Source organism: Desulfobacterales bacterium, assembly GCA_030066985.1.
GTDB lineage: Bacteria > Desulfobacterota > Desulfobacteria > Desulfobacterales > JAHEIW01 > JAHEIW01.
In genome coordinates this window covers 1-18802 of sequence record JASJAN010000026.1, presented here as the reverse complement: position 1 = coordinate 18802, position 18802 = coordinate 1, and the positions used below count along the sequence as shown (strand labels likewise).

At 49.2% G+C, this 18802-nt stretch carries 9 protein-coding genes; 3 read left to right on the top strand and 6 right to left on the bottom strand.

What is annotated here, in order from left to right:
- Positions 1-112: 112 nt before the first annotated feature.
- From QNJ26_14565 to QNJ26_14555, 3 genes are all read left to right on the top strand, one after another.
- On the top strand, positions 113-1606 hold the full coding sequence (locus QNJ26_14565) for a HEAT repeat domain-containing protein (GenBank protein ID MDJ0986762.1): 1494 nt from the start codon (positions 113-115) through the stop codon (positions 1604-1606).
- Positions 1582-2232 carry a CPBP family intramembrane metalloprotease gene (locus QNJ26_14560; GenBank protein MDJ0986761.1) on the top strand — a complete coding sequence of 217 codons (651 nt, stop codon included), beginning with the start codon at positions 1582-1584 and terminating at the stop codon, positions 2230-2232. Before QNJ26_14565 ends, QNJ26_14560 begins: the two co-directional genes overlap by 25 nt.
- A gap of 576 nt (positions 2233-2808) precedes the next feature.
- Positions 2809-4047 carry an OmpA family protein gene (locus QNJ26_14555; protein ID MDJ0986760.1) on the top strand — a complete coding sequence of 413 codons (1239 nt, stop codon included), beginning with the start codon at positions 2809-2811 and terminating at the stop codon, positions 4045-4047.
- Positions 4048-4253: 206 nt separating this feature from the next.
- Here the strand turns inward: QNJ26_14555 and QNJ26_14550 are convergent, their stop codons facing one another.
- The 6 genes from QNJ26_14550 to QNJ26_14525 all read right to left on the bottom strand — a co-directional run.
- Positions 4254-5369 carry a nucleotidyltransferase family protein gene (locus tag QNJ26_14550; GenBank protein MDJ0986759.1) on the bottom strand — a complete coding sequence of 372 codons (1116 nt, stop codon included), beginning with the start codon at positions 5367-5369 and terminating at the stop codon, positions 4254-4256.
- A 282-nt stretch (positions 5370-5651) separates the two neighbouring features.
- Positions 5652-6506: a hypothetical protein gene (locus QNJ26_14545; GenBank protein ID MDJ0986758.1), complete on the bottom strand. Its 855-nt coding sequence runs from the start codon at positions 6504-6506 to the stop codon at positions 5652-5654.
- Between the two features lie 32 nt (positions 6507-6538).
- On the bottom strand, positions 6539-6700 hold the full coding sequence (locus QNJ26_14540; GenBank protein MDJ0986757.1) for a hypothetical protein: 162 nt from the start codon (positions 6698-6700) through the stop codon (positions 6539-6541).
- Positions 6700-7011, bottom strand: coding sequence for a PqqD family protein (locus QNJ26_14535; GenBank protein MDJ0986756.1), 312 nt, complete (start codon positions 7009-7011; stop codon positions 6700-6702). The genes QNJ26_14540 and QNJ26_14535 overlap by 1 nt, the downstream gene beginning before the upstream one ends.
- Positions 7012-7190: 179 nt before the next feature.
- Positions 7191-16151: a DUF2341 domain-containing protein gene (locus QNJ26_14530; protein ID MDJ0986755.1), complete on the bottom strand. Its 8961-nt coding sequence runs from the start codon at positions 16149-16151 to the stop codon at positions 7191-7193.
- An 810-nt stretch (positions 16152-16961) separates the two neighbouring features.
- Positions 16962-18802 (bottom strand): PilC/PilY family type IV pilus protein (locus tag QNJ26_14525; protein MDJ0986754.1); only part of this gene is annotated, 1841 nt, incomplete at its 5' end.

Below are 18802 nucleotides of genomic sequence, written 5' to 3'. Positions count from 1 at the left end.
ACACAAGGGTTTTTGTCTGAGGCGTACTTTTAGTACGTCGAAGGTAAAAACCCGCGGAGAACACCGCTCAGCGGAATCCGCCTCAGGCGGACCGAATGGAAACTGATTGGTTATGCGAGAGAAACTGACAACCCTATACCCGTTTTTTGCTTTGTTGATCGGACTGATCCTGACGCAGATTCTGGCATCAGTGCAGGTGTATATCTCCAATGCAGCCCTGTATGATAATTTACTGGCAATTAAAAAAGCCGGTTATCTGACCATACCCCATGCAGACGTCATGAGCAGCCTGCAGGATTTGAGGCCGGCTTTATGTGGTGGTCTTTTTTTCACTTTCAGCATCGGTGCCGGCATATCCTTTTTCACGTTGGCAATGGCCTGGATCTGGAACCGCATATTTTCCCGCAGCAAATATTTCCTCTATGCATGTTTGCTGCTTTGGCCAGTTGGCTTGGCTATTCTGAACATTTATGGTTTCAACCTTTTTTTAACCCTCATTGCACTATTGGTGCCGCCGACCGTGTTTGCATTTGTCTCCAAGTGTCTGGCACACTTGAGCCGGCAAGGCAAAGCCCCAACTGACATGATCCACATCCTGCCCATCATCGTTCTGGGGTTGTTGCTCAGCTGGCAAATCGATAGCCGCATGTTTACGGATTTTCGTGATATTTATTTATTATCCAACCCGATCGGCGCCCGTATTAATGACTTTTACTATAGATACACCCTCTACCCCGCAGAAGTTTTTAAATCCCTCGATCAGAAAATGCTCAAAACCGGTATGGTTGAGACAAATGCAGACGTTACCGGCAGCGCCCTGAACAGCATTCTGCTTAACTATGACTACATTCCGGTTGAGGACACCAATGATGTTGATCTTAAAATTACAGCAACATCTGATTCACTCCATTTGGAAAGCCGCGGCAATCCCGTTATGCAGTTATCTTCTAAGGCGTTCTTCGCAGATCCGAACAAAGCAATTAGAGAATTCGAGAAGCAAAGTGATACCGACAATATCCTGAGACAGATGACTTTCATTTCTTTATTGTTCGCCTTCCCGCTTGCGGTTTACGTCATCGCGCACGGGTTGATCAGCATTGTCGCCGGTTTTTTTTTGAATGCAAGAAAGGCGGCATTAATCGCTTCAGGGTTATGTTTTGCTGTCTGCGTTATCATGTTTTTTACCTTTCAATTTAGCAGAGGCCGCAATGTTTCCGCCACAAACCTGCACGAGGCCTTAAGCTCAAAAAACTGGCAAACGCGTGTGGGCGCCTTAAAAATCATCGATAAAAATAATTTGGAAATAAACCAGTTTATATCCTACCCCGAATTACTTATAAGCACTCAGATTGCCGAGCGCTATTGGTTGGTAAGGACCCTGGGTAATTCCAAGAGTCCAGCCACATACAACGATTTGCTGCTTTTTTTAAATGACCCGCACCCAAATGTCCGTACAATGGCAATTTACGCCACGGGCAAAAGGGGCGGCCAAGACGAGATTGATGACATTATGCAAGTCATCACCACATCAGATAACTGGTACACCCAATGGTATGCCTATAAAGCATTGCGTTCACTCGGATGGAGGCAAGTAAAATTAAAATAAGTACCGTCATAGCCGCCCTGGTCGCTGTCGTTGCTGTCGAGTTTGGGGCGCGGCTACTCATCAGCCAGAACATTCTTGCCCATATGACTGCCCTGGGTCTGGCCCGTGTAGCCGAAATCATTTTTTTGTTTATCATTATTATGCTGCGAGAAAAAAGCCTGGCAGCCGTCGGATTGGCATCATCGCGTATTTTTGAGGGTTTAAAAAAGGGATTGATCTGGTCGCTATTATTTGGCGCAGCCGCAGGGATTGTTTTGCTGGCCATGCATCTGGTCGGCATTCGAGTGAGCGGGCTTTTCCAGATGCCGCTGCCGTCTGAAAGCAAACAGCTAGCAGCTTTTTTCCTGGTGGGCGTTTTGATCGGGCCCATAGCAGAGGAGATATTTTTTCGTGGCATCTTCTACACTTTTTTTAGAAGATGGGGAATCCCAACTGCCATCATTTTGAGCACCTTACTCTTTGTACTGCCGCACACCCACGCATCCGGCAGCATCATACCCGTAACCCAACTCATCGGCGGTCTTGTGTTTGCCATTGCATATGAAGTCGAGAAAAACCTTCTTGTGCCGATAACCATTCATTGCCTGGGCAACCTGGCCATCTTCACCCTCGCCCTGATGATTTAGAAGCCTTTGTACAAATTCCCTCCCTATCGATTCAATCACCATGCCCCAAACATCATTGCCTTTGTTAGAGATTTCCCAGTAAATACAGCGCCCTTGAATATTTGAACATCATGACGCCTAGCCTTGAACGCTGTCTTAAAAATAGCAGATCATGTTCAAGGGCGCGACATAAACCGATTTGAAAACGGAGCATACACGGTAGTATTCGAGTATTTCGAATCGGTTTATAACAAAGCCCTTGGACATTAGATGCATTTTAAAAACAGCTTCTAATAAAGGTTTTTAGATAACTGGCCGATATATTACCAGATGGCTCCCATCATTTATAACTCAAAGTGCTTTAGTACTAGAAGCCGTCTCAAAAATAGTAGATCACGCTCAAGGGCAAGGCGAAAACCGATTCAAAAGTGGAGCATACACGATAGTATTCGAGCATTTTGAATCGGTTTTACGCACACCTTAATCTTCATTAAAATAGATGTGTGATCCATTTATCCTGGAGAACACAGCCCTTGAGCGTTAGATGCATTTTTGAGATGACTTCTTAAATTGTTGTAATTTAGGAGGTTTAGCCTCATGAATAAAATCGAAAACATTTTAATCATCCTGATCGCCATTGCATTTTTATGCCCGGCTGTCGGTCAGGCAGATATCGTGTACGTCAAAGACGAGGACAGATTAGTGGGCATCATTCAGAATCCCGCTTTCACGGTGCAAACCCCCTATGGAAACATTCGTATTAAAACGGAATTTTTAAAAAGCATTGATTTTAAAGATGGGGCCGCCGGTCAATGGATTATCGAAACCGTCAACAATGATCAGTTTAGTGGACGCCTGTTGAATGCAAACGTTCAATTTATACAGAAAGACGGCAGGAAACGAACAATAGATAAAGGCAGGATAACGCGTATATGGCGAGAGTTCAGAGCACAAAGCCGACAGGCAACGACCACTATCATTACCATGAAAAACAACGATCGCTTTTCCGGTAAATTCTTGGATACATCTTTGGAGATCCGTGCCAATTTTATCACCAAGACAATTCAGCCAAAAAATATCAACCGGCTTGAATTTGCAGATAACTACCAGGATGGCACTGAAATATTACTCGAAAACGGTGATCTGATCACTGGCATCTTGAAGCAAGATCAATTTCGAGTAGCCCCGGAATCAGTTTCCGAAATAACCGTGGACAGAACCCGTGTAAAGAGCATCCAATTTAACGCCCCCAAAATGATCCTAAAAACATTTGGCGGTACGGCGCTTTCTGAAGCCGATGGGGATGGTGACGGAATTCCCGACTATGCTGATCTGTGTATGGACACGCCTGCAGGTGCAGAAGTGGGTATGGACGGCTGTGCCAGGCGTTCAAACCTGGCCCAGGCTGCCAACCGGCAAAAAATAAACGGCCATCAAAGAGACGCTGTAGCTGCTTTGGCTAAAACTGACGGTCAGTTCCAAAATGTCCTTTTTGATTTTGATCGCGCTGAATTGAAGTCCCAGTATTATTCGACTCTGGATGAGGCGGCTGAAATGCTAAACCGCAGCCCAATGACGCAAGCCGAGATCCATGGACACACCGATAGTATCGGTACGCAAGCATACAATCAGACGCTTTCCGAAAAAAGAGCGCGCACAGTGGAACAGTATTTGGTGCAAAAAGGTATTGAGGGAGACCGCCTGCTGTCGAAGGGATTTGGGTTTACCGTCAGCTCAGCATCTAATGAAAATGAAGCCAGCCGCGCATTGAATCGCAGGGTTGAAATATTACTAGTACCTGATCAGAAGAGGCTGGCATATCAAAACCAAAATTGAGCGCTTCAAGTTCAAAAAATAATGACTAGCCATTTTAAGGTAATTTTATCGATTCATATTCTTTAAGTGGGATATAGAGATGGGATATTATTTGCCACAAAGTAGCTGAGAGTTTTTGATTTGTCGTCCTCTCAACGACAAATCAAAAGTTATATCCCCTCTGCGAGCTCTGCGCCTTGAGCGAAGCGGGCGGTGAAAAAAGTGTTTTACAATTTAGCATGGCTGAGCAATTGTAAAAACCTTTTCAAATATAGATGCCATACATTCGACTTTGCAGAGTTTGCAAATACCTGCCTGAGAATCTCCGGTCTCGGAAACAGGGTCTCAAAAACAAAACACACCCGGGTTTTCAAATCTTTCCCGGACGTAAACAACAACAGCGGGGCCCAATCCGGCAGGTGGTTTCCGTTCAAGCGTCTCGCTAAAATAGAGCGTTCCAGCCATGTGAAGCCCTGTTCGGCAAACATCTGTTCAATTTCTTCCGGCAGTTTAAGCTGAAACAGGTGCTTTATCAAGTAAATCATGTCGCAGACGATCTGAGTCTGTCCTAGTTCCGCGGCACGGTCAAACAGCGCTTTCCAATCAGCACATTGCCAATCTGCGATCAATTCTTTGATATCCACCAGCCAGATTAAGCGACTCGCACAGTGCTTAAACGCATGCAGGCTCAAATAGAGCACCTGGTCAACCGCATTCAAACATCCGGCCGGTTGGCCTTCGAAGCGCAGAATATCAATATCATCATGAATCGCATGCTGGCTTTTTGCCAGAAGACCTTGCCGGCTTTTGATACGCTCTGCCCACAGGATGTGCGAGTTGATATCAACGATGGTCTGGTCTTTTTTGAAGGTCCCCGGATAGAGTGGGTCCGGTTGATAGCCCAAATTCGTTATAAGGGTGTCAAAAGCTTCCCGCCTATCAGGCAGCACCCACAGATCGATGTCTGTCAGCGGCCGCAATCCGATATCTTTATATACCTTCTCAAAAAGAGCGATCCCCTGCAGCAGCACTACCTGAATCCCGCTTATATTTGAACGCCGCAATATTTCTTTTAGCTCATGAATCGTGTTTAGATTCTGCTGAACGCTGCGGTAATAAAAGGATTGCAAATGCTGCATTTGCCGGTGACCGAGGTATCCAAGGATACCGGCTTTTTTGAGGCTTTTATACAGCAGCCCGGACATGCCTTCTTTGCGCGCCAGGCGAATCAGGTGATCCTGATCATAGTCCCCGGCCAGCAGCTCACGGAGCTGTGCCTGCTGATCCGCATCCGGATCAATATGGCCAGCCGCCAGCAAAATTTTATTTTCTATCGAATCCATAAAAATGATTTATTTTAACCGCAGACATGTGCAGATAAATAGCCGCCCGACCTGGGCGGCTATTTACTTCATGCCTTTCGGGCAATTTCAATATTTATTTTTTTACCTAAATACAGATCCCAATTTTATGGTGAGTGCGTTCAGCACAATATTTTATCGCAGGGTGTCTGCACGTCTAATTTGACAAAATCTTTTAACTTATATTTTAATCTGCGTTAATCTGTGTAATCTGAGGATAAATTAATCTCCGGTTCAATAAAATCAGTTTGAATCTGCGGTGAATTATCCTTGATCAAGTCTTTTAATAAAATCAACGATACTAATATCAGGCTTAAACGACAGTGCCTGACACGGTACTGTCTCGGTCAGATCACTTAAAAACGCCATCGCGAATTCAACCCCCTGGCTATCCCAGAAGGGAGGAAACGACACTTTCAAAAATTCGACCACCGTATCGGCCCGGTTCAATGGCCGTATTTCATTGGCTTGAGCGTGCTGCAGGAAAAAGATTTGCGTCAATCTGGCACTGCGCGCTGATACGAATCTGGCTTCGCCGTGCCAGGGCGTGCCGTACATCCAGTAGGCGCTGCCATTTTTACGCACAATGATGCGATCATCACTAAAAACTGCCCCGCTGCCCTGATACCATAAATTCGACAAGGTGCTTTTCCCGGCGCCGGATTCACCGACAAACAGCATGCCGCGGTCGCCGTCATCGATTCCGCAGGCATGCACGATCATCGCCCGCTCCCGCGCCAGGTATTGGATCAACAATAGTTCGATGGTCGGCCCATAAAAGGGATTTACAAAATCAGTGTTGGGATTTGGAAAGTAAAGCTTTACTGCGCGAATTTCCGGATCCAATACAAGCACGCGTTTTTGATCGTTCAGGTGATCAAAAATTTTAAAGGCGGTCCTATCTCCTTGACGATGGAGGGTCCAGATCGGTGAACCGTCAAATACCTTTGCCGTGCCGGAGATGGCCGGATTACCCGGCAGCAGACGCAGGTGTATGTCTGCCGGTTGGTCGCAGACAAAGGGTTGATAAGCGGCATCGACATCCCAGTCGTCAAGCCCACCTTCGCTTTCAATGGCGATACACACACCGGCTATTTCAATCTTGATATGGTTGGTCATTCGGGAGATTTATCGATTGAATAATACAGCTATTAGGAACCAAGTGAATCGCATGCCGATCCACTGCTACAACCCGGCGCTCCGGGCCCTATTTTGCCTCCAGTCTTGCAAAAACCTAAAACAGCACAGGCCGCATCCAGTTTGATTTGGGTTATTTTGGGCTTTTGGTATTCTTTTTTTTCAGCTGATTTCATTACTCAGTCTCCTTATTTGAAGCTTCTTGAAATATAGCGTCAATTTTATCTAATTGAGCGACAAAATCCGTCAGATCCTGCTCGGCAACTGGACCGGATACCTCAAATTCAGTTTCAATTAAGCCTTTGATATCCTTTAGTGAATTTTGGCCGTCCAGATGCTGCCACACGAACGCCGCCACCGAATTTAAATTGTAAATGGACCCCATATCACCGACACTATCCTTGATGGGAACCAGCAGAGTTTCATCATCAATTTGACGAAAGACAAAATTTTGATTCTTTTGGTACACCCGATTCAGTCCGTTCATAGTCTCTATCCTGTTCACATTTTCTTTTAACATATTGTAATTATATCAAATAAAAAAATTTCACCCGTATTGAGCCAATTAAAGGCAAAAATGACGAATTGATATTTTGCAAACTGTGTGCCACTTCAATAGCTCAATTTTCAGAGGTCAGAGGACAGATGTCAGAAAACAGATAGTAATTACTGAATCGATGCGCTTCGGTCTATTGGATTATATTCCTTTCGCCCTTTGCCTTTTGCCTTGCGCCAGATACATAAGGCCAAAATCGATAGTACAACCAACCCCATTGCTTTGAGCGACATTGTATCTTGAGCGGATGATATAAAACACCCCACCACACTGCTGCCGGCTGAAGCAGCCGCGGCTGCGGGTCTGACCGCAAGACTCTGCACACTTTCATCTCCTGCGCTGTCCACAGAGCTGACCACATAATAGCCGCTGCCGCTGCCACCGCCTGCATCGATGCCCACCCCCATCTGGCTGTCAAAATAGACCAGCTCGGTGACCGGATCGACGTTGATCTTACTAAAGGGCCCTGCTGCGGTGGCTGCCCAGTAGATGTTGTAGCCGTCTACCGGGTTGCCGTCACAATCGGTGGCCGCATGCCAGCGAATGCGCACCTTTTTGTCTTTGCGTTTGGCGCGCACATCGTTGGGTTTGTAGGGCAGGGGCACCTTCAGCGTTGTGGCCGGATCGCCAAACAGCATAAAGGTGGCCGCAATCTGCTCATAATAGGCATCACCGTTAGCCAAAAGGGTTTGTTTGGCTGCTGCGATGGCCGGGCCCAGAGTGCGCACATCATCGGTAAAGATGGCCTCAAAAAGCGCGTTGTTTAAAATCTCCTGGCCCGGGGTGGTGGTCATGCCCGTGGGCATCAAGGCCGCCACTGCCCCGGCATCTGAGCGCAGCATGGCCTCTGCCAGCGAGGCAAAACCCAAAGGTTCGGGGTAAGTATACACACCGGTCTCACAGCTCATGGACACAAAAAACGGGTGCTTGTCGGTGTTGGTCAAAGAAGCCACATCACCGGCATTAAAGATGTTCTCATCCGCCCAGATCTGGGTGGCCCCGTGACCCGAGTAGTTGACCATCAGCACCCCGTCGTTGATGGCATCGATGATATCATCGGTTAAAAAGTCCTCATCCACATAATCGGCCAGATAGCCTTTAACCGGGGCAGCCATGCCGGTTGGCAGCATGTCCGCAGCGGTGTCGTTCATAATCTCAAAGACCGCCTCGTAGGCATAGTCCTCACCGGGCCGCTGGTCGTCTGCGACCAGTAAAATATTTTTCTCCCAGGCATCCGGGTCGACAAACTTGCTGTTAGGGCTGCTCTCATAGGTGATGATCTTATCGACCATGGTGGCAGCCTGGCTGTCATCGGCTGCCGGCAGGCGTCCAATGTGCATATCAGCCACTGCATCATCGCCGCTGATGGTCACAAACCAGTTGTCGGAAACTGTCTCACCCTTAAAGTCGGTAAAGATCAGATATGCGGGCAGATAGGGTGTGGTATCGCCAGCCACCCAGTTGTTATTGGGATCATAGGTGCTGTCTCCGACCAGCAGCACATAACCGGGTGCGGGCGTTTCCCAATCACTGTAGGCATAGGATAGAAAATCCTTAAGGGCTGCCGGGTGTTGAATGCCGTAGTTAAACTCATCGTAGATGTCTTCAATATCAGCCACAAACACTCTAAAGCCCTGAGCCTGTCGAAGGGCCACAAGATCCTCCAGCCACGCTCTTTGGTCGCTGCCGTCCCAGCCGACATCGCGGTGGGTGATCAGGATATAGTCGGCCCCATTGGCCGTATCAGACAGCGTGGAGGTGCGCTCAACTGCCAGCCGATCCGGGTTGTTAATCGCCGCAGCTGCCGCCACCAGGTAGCTATCACCGGGGCTGGCGGGCTCAAGCTCGATGTCATAGGGGCCGGCACCGCTGATCACCCCGTTTTCTAAAATGGCCACATCGGTGGGGTCGCTGATGTCATAGGCCAGCAGGCTGTTGCTGGTAAAGTCTTCAATCAAATAAAGATCACCGGCGTCAGGGGCAAATTTTAAGGTATCGTCAGCGCCGGCAACATAATCGCGCCGGTAGCTGATCTCAAAAAAATCCACGATAACCGAGTCGTTGCCGTCTGCGCTTAGACACTGCAAAGTAACCGTATTATCACCCGGGTTTAAGGGCACATCGGTTAATATGGCCTCGGTGTAGGCAATATCACTCCAGTTAATGATCTGTGACTCACCGTTGATCACCACTTCAACCACATGGTCGGTAGTGGTTTGTCCAGCCATCGATATCTTTAAGGTGCCGCTGCCGACCGGAGCCGGCACGCTGATGGTAAAGGGCACCGGCAGCCCCCCGCCGCCGTGCTCATCGCCCTGCACATAGGAGTTAAAAAACCAGCGCTCGATGTCATCAGCGCCGGGCGCTTTGATCCAGTAGGCCTGATTAAGTTCATGGTGTGCGGTATGGTCAAAATCATCTGACAGCAGACCGCCACCGGTAGGTGCGGCATCGATGGCCCCCATGCGTTTGGGCAGCCCCGCCCCGCCGCTTGGCGTCAGCCAGTAGACATTTTCGGTGCTGTATTTGGTCTCAGCTGCGGTAAGGTCAACAGCGTAAAACTCGATGTAATCGCCGGCATCCAGCTGGCCCGCTGTTGCCTGATCTTCAACGTAGACCGCCACTTCCTCGCCGCGGTTAAACAGGCGCACCTGGTCAAGATCGATGTCATCGACCTCGCTTGCATCAAGGCCTTGTGCCAGCAGCCAGGCGCGCTCAATACGATAAATGCCCTCGGCAGAAGTGACAATCTTGTAAACCGCAGAGCCGTCGCCTTGCGGCGGGCTCCACACCGCAGCAATCGCTGCGCCCAGCGATGAGAGCAGCGGGCTGATGGGGTTGGCCAGCAAGGGACAAGCGGCCAACCCAACGGCAATTGGTGCCATCAAAGCCGCGGTGGCTTTGGGCGGCTGCCAGGGCTGATTGGTTAAGCTTTCTAAATGGGCATAATGGGCATCGATAAAATCAATGCGCACTTTAATGCGCCGGTAAAAATTAAGCTGACCGCTGGCGGCATTAAAGCTTAGCGGATAAAAGATGACCTGTTGTTTGATCTGCTCGCGCAGCACATAGCTTTGGCCCAGTTCGGCTACTGCCTGTGGATAAAACTGGTCCACGTTGTAAGCGGTTTGATCCTGCACAAACTCCTGGCCCACTGCTGAAGCTGCACCCTGAACGTCGAGTACGTCCTGGGGCACCGGATAGACGCGGTAACCGTAATGGGGCTCAACGGTGTTGCTCAACACCGTCAACTGCGCCACCCTACCTTCTGGCACATTGATCAGCATGCCTCTTAGCGGCAGCTGCGGGGTACCAAGCTCGGATGTAAACCCATGCACGTATTCGGCAATCGACAGCTGTTCAAACTCTTCGCTGCCCGCTGTGACCACTTCAGCGTTAAAAGCTGTGGTGATCAGCTCCAGGGTCATGCCGCTCTCATCTTCGGAAAGCACCTCGATGCCGCGGGTCAGTTGGCGCGCACCGTTATCTTCTGAGCGTTCGATGCGGCCATCTTCATCGCCATCCAAGATCCCGTCACCGTCGCTGTCGGGGTTAAACGGGTCGGTGCCGCGCTCATATTCTTCTAAGTTGGTCAGCCCGTCACCGTCAGAGTCGATATTCGCATCATTGATCCAGGGACTAAGGCCATGGCTAATCTCCCAGTCATCGTGCATGCCGTCCGCATCCCAGTCCACACACACCGGCCCGTGCAGCGTATGCTTGCCAAACACATCGATGTCTTCAAGCTTATAGTAATACAGCTGCCCAACACTGACATTGGCATCCAGATAGCTGTAGTAGCCCCCTCTGCTCTGCTGCGGATTGGCCGATATGAGCTTGTCGGTTATGCGTGTGTAGGGTCCGCCCGCAGCTTGCGCGCGGTACAGGTGAAAGCCCACGTTGTCAAACTCACGTGCGGTCTGCCATGCCACGTTAACCGCATTGCCGTCGCCTGCAGCCGAAAAGGAAATCAACGAGACAGACGTCGCCGGGTTGCCTTCCTCACCGCCGATGGTGTAAAATCCGGGGCTGCCGATATCGCCCGGATTGTTCTGGTTGGCGAAAGAGGTTTGAATCCAGCAGAGATCTCGCACTCCATTGGTGATGCGAACTTCGTCCAGGCTGCCGTCAAAATAATTGAAGCTCGGGATGTATCCGAAAAACAAATTCGGTGTCTGGCTGTCGATGATGCCGGTTGTTTGAGGATAAGTATTCTCCTGTACGCCATTTCTGTATGTAATGACATTCGACCCGTTATAGGTCATGGATAGATGTACCCACTCTCCAGCAGGAAAATCCCAACCATGATTGTGATGGCCGCCTTCATCAACTTCAAATGCCCCGGCACTATCATAAGTCCACATCCAGTATTGCCTGTAGGCGTTATCACCTTTTGCCAGAATGCCGCCATCACTCACCCAGCTATTAATATTGATCCAGAGCTCAATCGTGAGATAGTTGACATTGAGAATGCCATTATTACCGCAATCTACAAGATCATCGTCGCCAGCAAAATAGTCTGCCCCACCTATTTTTCCAGTCGCATTGGTGGAGCCTCCACCACCGTCCTGGAAGTTCTGTGGTGTGCCAACATTGAGGTTACCTGTTGAATCCACGTGTCCAGCCACACCGTCGTTGGGACTCTCATGCAAATGCCAGACACCCACGTAATTGGCATCCCAGACCTCTGCCGGGTCTTCAGTGGGCACATCGACGAAGGGGTTCCCGTAGTACATATAAATAGTTGTATCTGACGATTCAGATAGCGTAGGAATTCTCACCCAGACGATTAACTCTCCTGTTGAACTGTTCCACTGTTCAATCTCATGGTACAAGCCTTGACACGAACTTCCTCCGCAGGTACCGTCATCCCACCTAAAGACAATGTCATAGCCATCGCCCCTAACCTTGTCTCGAAGGTCAGGGTCCGTGATGCTGATGAGAAGGGGGAAATCATCCAGGTCGGCCGAACAATTTCCACTCAGGTTCGCCGCAGGAATGGTAATCGATTTTCTGTATTGAAAGACGCCGGTGCCGGTGGCATCAATAGTTGGATAATTTGCATATGAATTGAAAGGTGTCCCGTCTGATTCCACCATGCGGAAATAATAGCTAGTATTGCTGATATTTGCGGGATCCAGGGCATAATCCCATTCACCCTCCTGGCCCACTGTGATACCATTGGGATTCGAGGCCGTGGGATTACTTTCGCCATAGGACTCATTTACATCGGACGCAGAAAGAAGAGTAGAGGTAATCGTAGCCCCGTTTGCAACAGAACCGTTATCGTAGAACTGCCAGACACCGACGTTTACTGCCGTATGGGTCGGCTCATCGGTCAAATCGCCGGATATAAGTGCAGCCGCAGAGGTAATATCGGAGGGGCCAACGGAGGCCGTAATCTGATCATCGGCAGCGAGCGGATTTACAACATCATAAATACACAGGTAATGATTTGCCGCGGTGCCGATGGATTCGCTTAGACCGTCAAATGTCACCGTACCGCTGGTGGGGTTGCCGGCCACCGTTGCGACCAGGGTGTCAATGCCGGACTCATAGGTGCCAATGGTTCCAAGGTCCTGGTAAAGCCGGAAGTTATTCACGTCAGCGTCCACGATTCCTGTGTAGGAAAGATTGACCACTATCTGAGAAACTGCGGCCGTGCCCGTAAACGTGTTCAATTTCAGTCCCACTAATTCCACTTCAGTGGGGGTGTTGCCTGCTTCTCCACCCAGTTGATTGACAACCTGAGAAGTTGGATTGGCCAAGCCGAGTTCGCCTTCATGAATTTCAATGGTCTGATTTAGATTTGTCGCACCAATTTGGATGGACTCATTAGCAGGAACCACACCGGATCGGGTAACGACAGTGCCACTGCTTGGAAATGTGACCGTAACATCATAGGCCCCGCTTCCGCCGCCGGATGAAGCAGGCAGACCAAAATGTTGCCACTTGGGCGGCTGCAGCTGGTTAAACGATGCGAATATTTCCCTGTGACCGACGAGATTACTGGTGCCCGTCTCAAATACATCAATTTGTGCTCCGATTGGCGTAATCGGAGCGAAGTTCGGTCCTCCTTTTCCTTTTACGATAACCCTTAAATAGCTACCACTGTTTAGGTCATTAAGAGCGTTGCGCCAGAGTTTGGTTGGATCATTAACCAGAATATCAAGGTCCCCATCATTTTCTGAGTCAAAGAAACCAACCGTTTTACCGAGGTCACCGATGGTTCCAATACCAGCGCCAACCGCATCGTCCGTGAAACTACCCGTACCATCGTTGATATAGAGACGGGAGGCGACGCCATTCAGTGCAATGATCAAATCCAAATCGCCGTCGTTGTCAACATCACCCCAGTCTGCCCCAATTGGATCGTTGAAGCCCGACACCCCCCTTGCAGCGCCTTCGTTGGTAAAGTCACCGTCCCCGTCATTTATATACAGTCCCTCGTTGTCAGCCCCTGATATGAAAACATCCAAATCTCCGTCATTGTCACAATCGCCCCAGGCCCACTCCATGTTTTCATGATCTCCGACATTCATTGGTAAGCCGGAGATATCTCCCGGCCCAGAATCAATGTTTACATCACTATCAAGCGTATAAGTATAATTTCCATTATTCGTATACGCCTCGCAGGTGCTCGTGGAATTCGCCCACAAAAAATCGATATGGCCATCGTTATTGATATCCGCAGCCGTGGCGCCTTCACCGTTGGCAGTCGATCCCACGTTACCGGGCATAGTTGTCTGGCCCACGAATGTGGTTCCTCCATCATTTCTCTGCCAGAGAAAACTTTGCCCAGGGTTCCATATGTCCAAATCACCATCACCATCTATGTCCGCAAACATCAACGCTTCGTCATTATTTTCAGGAGGAGTGGCTAAAGTAAACGTAATATTCGGTTGTCCGGAGTTGACTTGGAGCTCGACCCCATAACCCCAGACAATATCTTCCCAGCCGTCATTATTAAAATCTCCTGAACCAAGACCTCTACCGAGGTCTGTCAGGGTTATTTGGGCATCACGATCCGTAAACGTATTATTGCCGTTATTTTGTCTGAGCCTTACAATTGTGGTGGTATAGACATCGTCATTCAAAGCCACATCTAAATAGCCGTCATTGTTGCCATCAAAGAATACGATACCGCCACCGCCTGGGCTTGTTCCTAAATTAGCTCCGGAAGTAACCTCAGTGTAACTTACAGATCCAGCAGCAGTAGAAGCCGTATGGGTCGGTTCGTTGGTGAGATTTCCGGATTTGGCTGAGGCTGTCGTGGTAATATCAGCAGTGCCAATACCTGCTGTTATTTGGTCGCTGGCCGAGAGCCCATTAGCATAATCATAGATGATCAAATAATGGCTTGGGCTGATGCCGATGGACTCACTTAAAGAGGAAAATGTCACCGCACCGCTGATAGGATTGCCAGCCACCGTGTCCACCAGAATGTCTGTACCAGACTCATAGGTGCCGATGGTGCCTGAATCTTTGTAAAGCCGGAAATTATTGACATCTCCATCCACAATGCCCGAGTAGGATAGATTGACAGCGATCTCGGATACCGTGGAGGTTGCACTCGTCGTGCTCAACCTGAATCCTACCAATTCTATAGCTGTAGGCGTTGTGCCCGACAGTCCGGTTAGCTGATCGATGACTTGGATATTCGGATTGGCTAAAATAAGGGTGCCTTCGCCGGTTCCAACATCTGTCCAGGGACCGACGGTGTTGGTGGCATATTGCAGTTTAAAATCTTGCGAAGAACCAACCAAATCAAAATCAGAGACCGTTACATTCATACGGAGACGAACCGGGTCGGTTGTAGTAGAAATGGTTGCCGTGCTGTTTTCACCCGCTAAAGGATTGGTCGGTTGAAGGGCATCGATATTTTCATACCAGCGAAAATCTCTTTGAGTAAACGCAACTCCAGGGGCTTCTTCGCTGCCTAGATTGGTGGTAGGCTCGGGATTCACATATCTGCGCACGATAACATCATCCGCATCGATCCATCTGTCATTAGGGGGGTTAGTCCAGGGACGTTCGATATAAACAGCCAGTTTTCCTGTACCTGCAGGCATGTTGAAACCTGTGAATATGGTCACCTTTTCCGGACTGTAACCCGCAGGATTGTACCAATAGGCATCAAGCGTGGTGCCACTGGTAACTAGTTCAATTCGTCCTTTCGTCCCCAGTGGAAAATGAATATCTGCGTTCGCCAGCCAACCAGTTGCATCACCCCAGTTTTCATCAGCCCTGTACCAATAACCATCCATGACGATTACAATGTAACCAACATTGCCATTACCAATATGAACACCGATTCCACCCCATTCACCACCAGTGCCGGCTTGATGGTAATAGAGCTTGGCGCTCCAGATCGCATCACCAACGTTGGCCATACTGGAAGCTGTTGAACCATCTTCCCAGTTATCGGAGGTTTGGGCCTGGAGCCATTTTTCAGAACCATGGAGCATGACTTTAAAATCTTCTGTACCCTGGTCGGTCCAACCGTCGGGGTCTGTACTGGCGGCATGCTCTTCAAAATCATCTGCATACCAGAAAACCTTTGAAGCGGCGTCCGCACCCATGGAGTCTGACATGGATGCTGGCGCAGATTGGGTTTCACCAGTATATCCGTAATAGACATAATAGTTGTCATCTGAAGAGGTAGCGCCGATCGCAGCCTGAGTCTCAAACCAGGTAATTGTATTGGCTGTGTTCCAACCATCACCTATGATGTCATCCACCCAACGGTCAAGCTCCACCCATGCCGAACCATTCCAGTAAACTATACGCCAATCATTACCCTCGGATCGAAGTTTGCTACTGGCGATAAGAGACGCGGTGTCCTCGGTAAAGGAGACAGAGTATCCTATTGGCGCACCCGTTGCGCCGGTTGTAATTGTAATCTTCTTGCGACTCTGATAATTACCGTCCCACCATTCTCCACCAGGCGCGGCTGCATTGGCCGTTACAGTTATGATCAGCAGGATGATTGTCGCAAAAAGAAAGGCTGCGGGTACTCCGCTGTTAAGAATTTTGAAAATTCTGGTGCTTTTCTTTTTCAGTATATCCAAGATGTTTCCTAATTTTCGCGGTCTATACTTGTTGATGCATCACGTACGAGCAGCTTTTCCAAAATCATAATTGCCTATTTGGAACACGAATATGTGCTTTCTAAAAATACAATTAGCGTGCCCGACTTAAGCTTTTACCTACTGTAATTATTATATTTTTTTAATTCTTAAGCTCCTGTAAATTTGCTTCATCCGGCAAAATTTGTAAAAATTTTTACAGCTGGATTCAATGCCTGCGCGACGGGTTTTGAAAGGACGCACTTCACCCGCATATAAATGCCCTGTTATGTTATCGGCACTTTCTACAAAATACTTAAGCCATAAATATGATTAAAGATTTTTTCTTTCGAGGCTCAAAGCGCCCCAGTGGAATCCTCCTATCGGAGGGTAGCGAAGCTGCATTCCACAGGGCAAGCAAGGCGTATGGTGCACTGCAAAAAGTCGGTCATACGGATAAAAATAGGTGATTGCGGCATTAAGGGAGGGTGTTAAATAAAATAATGGTTCAGCGTTCTGGGTTCAAAGGTTCAAAGGTTGCCAAAGCGAAAATAGGTTTGCGGTGAAACAACATTCAGCTTTTAGCTTCAGGCTTTGAGCTATGAGCTTTACTAACTCTGTGCTCTCTGTGTCCTCTGTGGTTAAAATGATCGCAAGTTCAATTTATTCGCAGCGTCTTCATTGAGCTATCAGCTGTGAGCTACGAGCTATTTGCCTGACCTCTTTCCTCCAATAAAAAAAGGGCGGGGAAAGTCCCCGCCCTTTTGTGTCCAGGTTAGTGGTGGTTATTTAGCGGTTTGTCCGCCGGCCCGTTTAAAAGAACTCACGCCAGGCCTTGATTTCCACCTTGGGAAAACCGGCCTTGAGCACTTCGTTGTCGTACTGGCCGCTGCCAAAAGACTGCACCTCGGCTGAAGATGACTTGACATACAGGTGCTCATCGTAGACGATCGGCGTGATCACCGTGTTGCCAACGTTGAGTTTGTTGGTCTCAGTTCCTGTGGCAAGGTCAATGACATAAATATCACCCAGAGACGTCAGCCCCTCGGTGCTGGGACCATCACAGGGATCTTCGGTCTCTGATGTGGCGGTGCCAAAATACACCTTACCCGCTGAAGCAAAGGCCGAAGAAAAGATGCGATGACCTTCAGCCAGCTCTATGAACCAGTCTAAAAAGACCTTGCTGTCGTCGCATTCGCCTTTTTTGGTCTGATCGCGATAGGCAAAAAAGTGGTAGCGCGTGTTGCCCATGTCGATGTCCTCGTCATAATAGGGGCTGTCGCCGGTGCCAAACAAAATCTTAATGTCGTAGGTAATGGCGCCGTCCGCATCAACCCCGTTGTCCACAATGACCACCGGTGTGCCGTAAATCGGATGATAGCGCTGATCAACAGCCACCGAATTGGCCGGCTCATTGGTATCGGTAAAATCGCGGTTGATCACACAGTTGCTAAACTGCATTTTTTCAAGATCATTGGTATCCGGATCATCGGGAATATTGACCTTGTACAAAAAGCCCTTGTTGGTGCCGATGTACATGCGGTCAATATAGCCGTTGCCATCGGAATCAATGATCGAGGGCTGCCCGCTGGGCACACCGCCCACACCACTGGCGTCGTCATCCAGCATCACACGCTTGACCAAATCTCCGGTGGCCACGTTGATCAGGTAAATGGACGGATACATGGCAGCATCGTAGGTTTTGCCCGAGACAAAAAAGGCCACCCACACCGGTTCACCGCCGACCATAATACGGCCAATCTTGCCTACCGACGGTGAGGAACGGCTGCGGAACAGATCCGGGTCGGCAAATTCCCACATAAATTTGGGATCTTCAGGATCGGTGACATCCAGACAAAAAATGGTGTCCCCGCCGTTGCCCTGCGCTGAGAGCAGCACGGTTTTCCATTCCCATTTGCTTAAAGATTCATTGTAGATGCGCACATCGGCCAGCGAAGGCGAGCCGTCCACATAGGCCTGATCATCGCCCTGCAGCACGTTGTTTTTCAGGCGCGGAAGCAGGTTGGCCGGAATAAAGGCCCACAGCTCTTCGCCGGTGCCGTAATCTTCGCCCAGAAAACAGCCGCGATTGTTGCCGTCGGGGCATTCGCCGCTTTCCGGATGGCGAAATTTTCCGGCGTCAAAAGCATGCAGCATGCCGTCGCGCGCGCCATTGTAAAGCACGGTTTTACGAGTGGCATTGTCTTCCACAAATTGCTTAAAGCTTTTGCGCTCTGCTTTGGTGACCGCCGTACCGTAATACCAATCGGGCAAAGACGGCGGGGTCTGCAGCGCCGACATGGAGTGGTCGATGGCGCCCAGCAGCCAGTCTTTTTTGGTGCTGGCCCCGTCTTTGTAACCGCGCACCCAGTTGATCAGCCAGTCACGGTCATCATCGGCTTCATAGTTGCCGTCACCGTCAAAGTCATAGGTGTAACCTTCACCAACGACATGAGTGTCATCTATGCCCAGCATATCGGCAGTGACATTGCTGCTGTTAAAATCCAGCATGTTGCTGTATGTCGTATAATACTTATAGTTGGCCACAATGGGCACATCGAGCACGGGGGCCGTGTTAAATTCCACACTAAATTTACCGGAAAAGCGGTCGATGTTGCCCTCTCCGCCCAGGTTGCCTTCCAGTATGTCGGTGT

What these genes read in the sequence shown, in the direction of transcription:
- QNJ26_14565 (MDJ0986762.1), top strand. Translation starts at nt 113, where the DNA reads ATGCGAGAGAAACTGACAACCCTATACCCGTTTTTTGCTTTGTTGATC.
- QNJ26_14560 (MDJ0986761.1), top strand. Translation starts at nt 1,582, where the DNA reads ATGGAGGCAAGTAAAATTAAAATAAGTACCGTCATAGCCGCCCTGGTC.
- QNJ26_14555 (MDJ0986760.1), top strand. Translation starts at nt 2,809, where the DNA reads ATGAATAAAATCGAAAACATTTTAATCATCCTGATCGCCATTGCATTT.
- QNJ26_14550 (MDJ0986759.1), bottom strand. Translation starts at nt 5,369, where the DNA reads ATGGATTCGATAGAAAATAAAATTTTGCTGGCGGCTGGCCATATTGAT.
- QNJ26_14545 (MDJ0986758.1), bottom strand. Translation starts at nt 6,506, where the DNA reads ATGACCAACCATATCAAGATTGAAATAGCCGGTGTGTGTATCGCCATT.
- QNJ26_14540 (MDJ0986757.1), bottom strand. Translation starts at nt 6,700, where the DNA reads ATGAAATCAGCTGAAAAAAAAGAATACCAAAAGCCCAAAATAACCCAA.
- QNJ26_14535 (MDJ0986756.1), bottom strand. Translation starts at nt 7,011, where the DNA reads ATGAACGGACTGAATCGGGTGTACCAAAAGAATCAAAATTTTGTCTTT.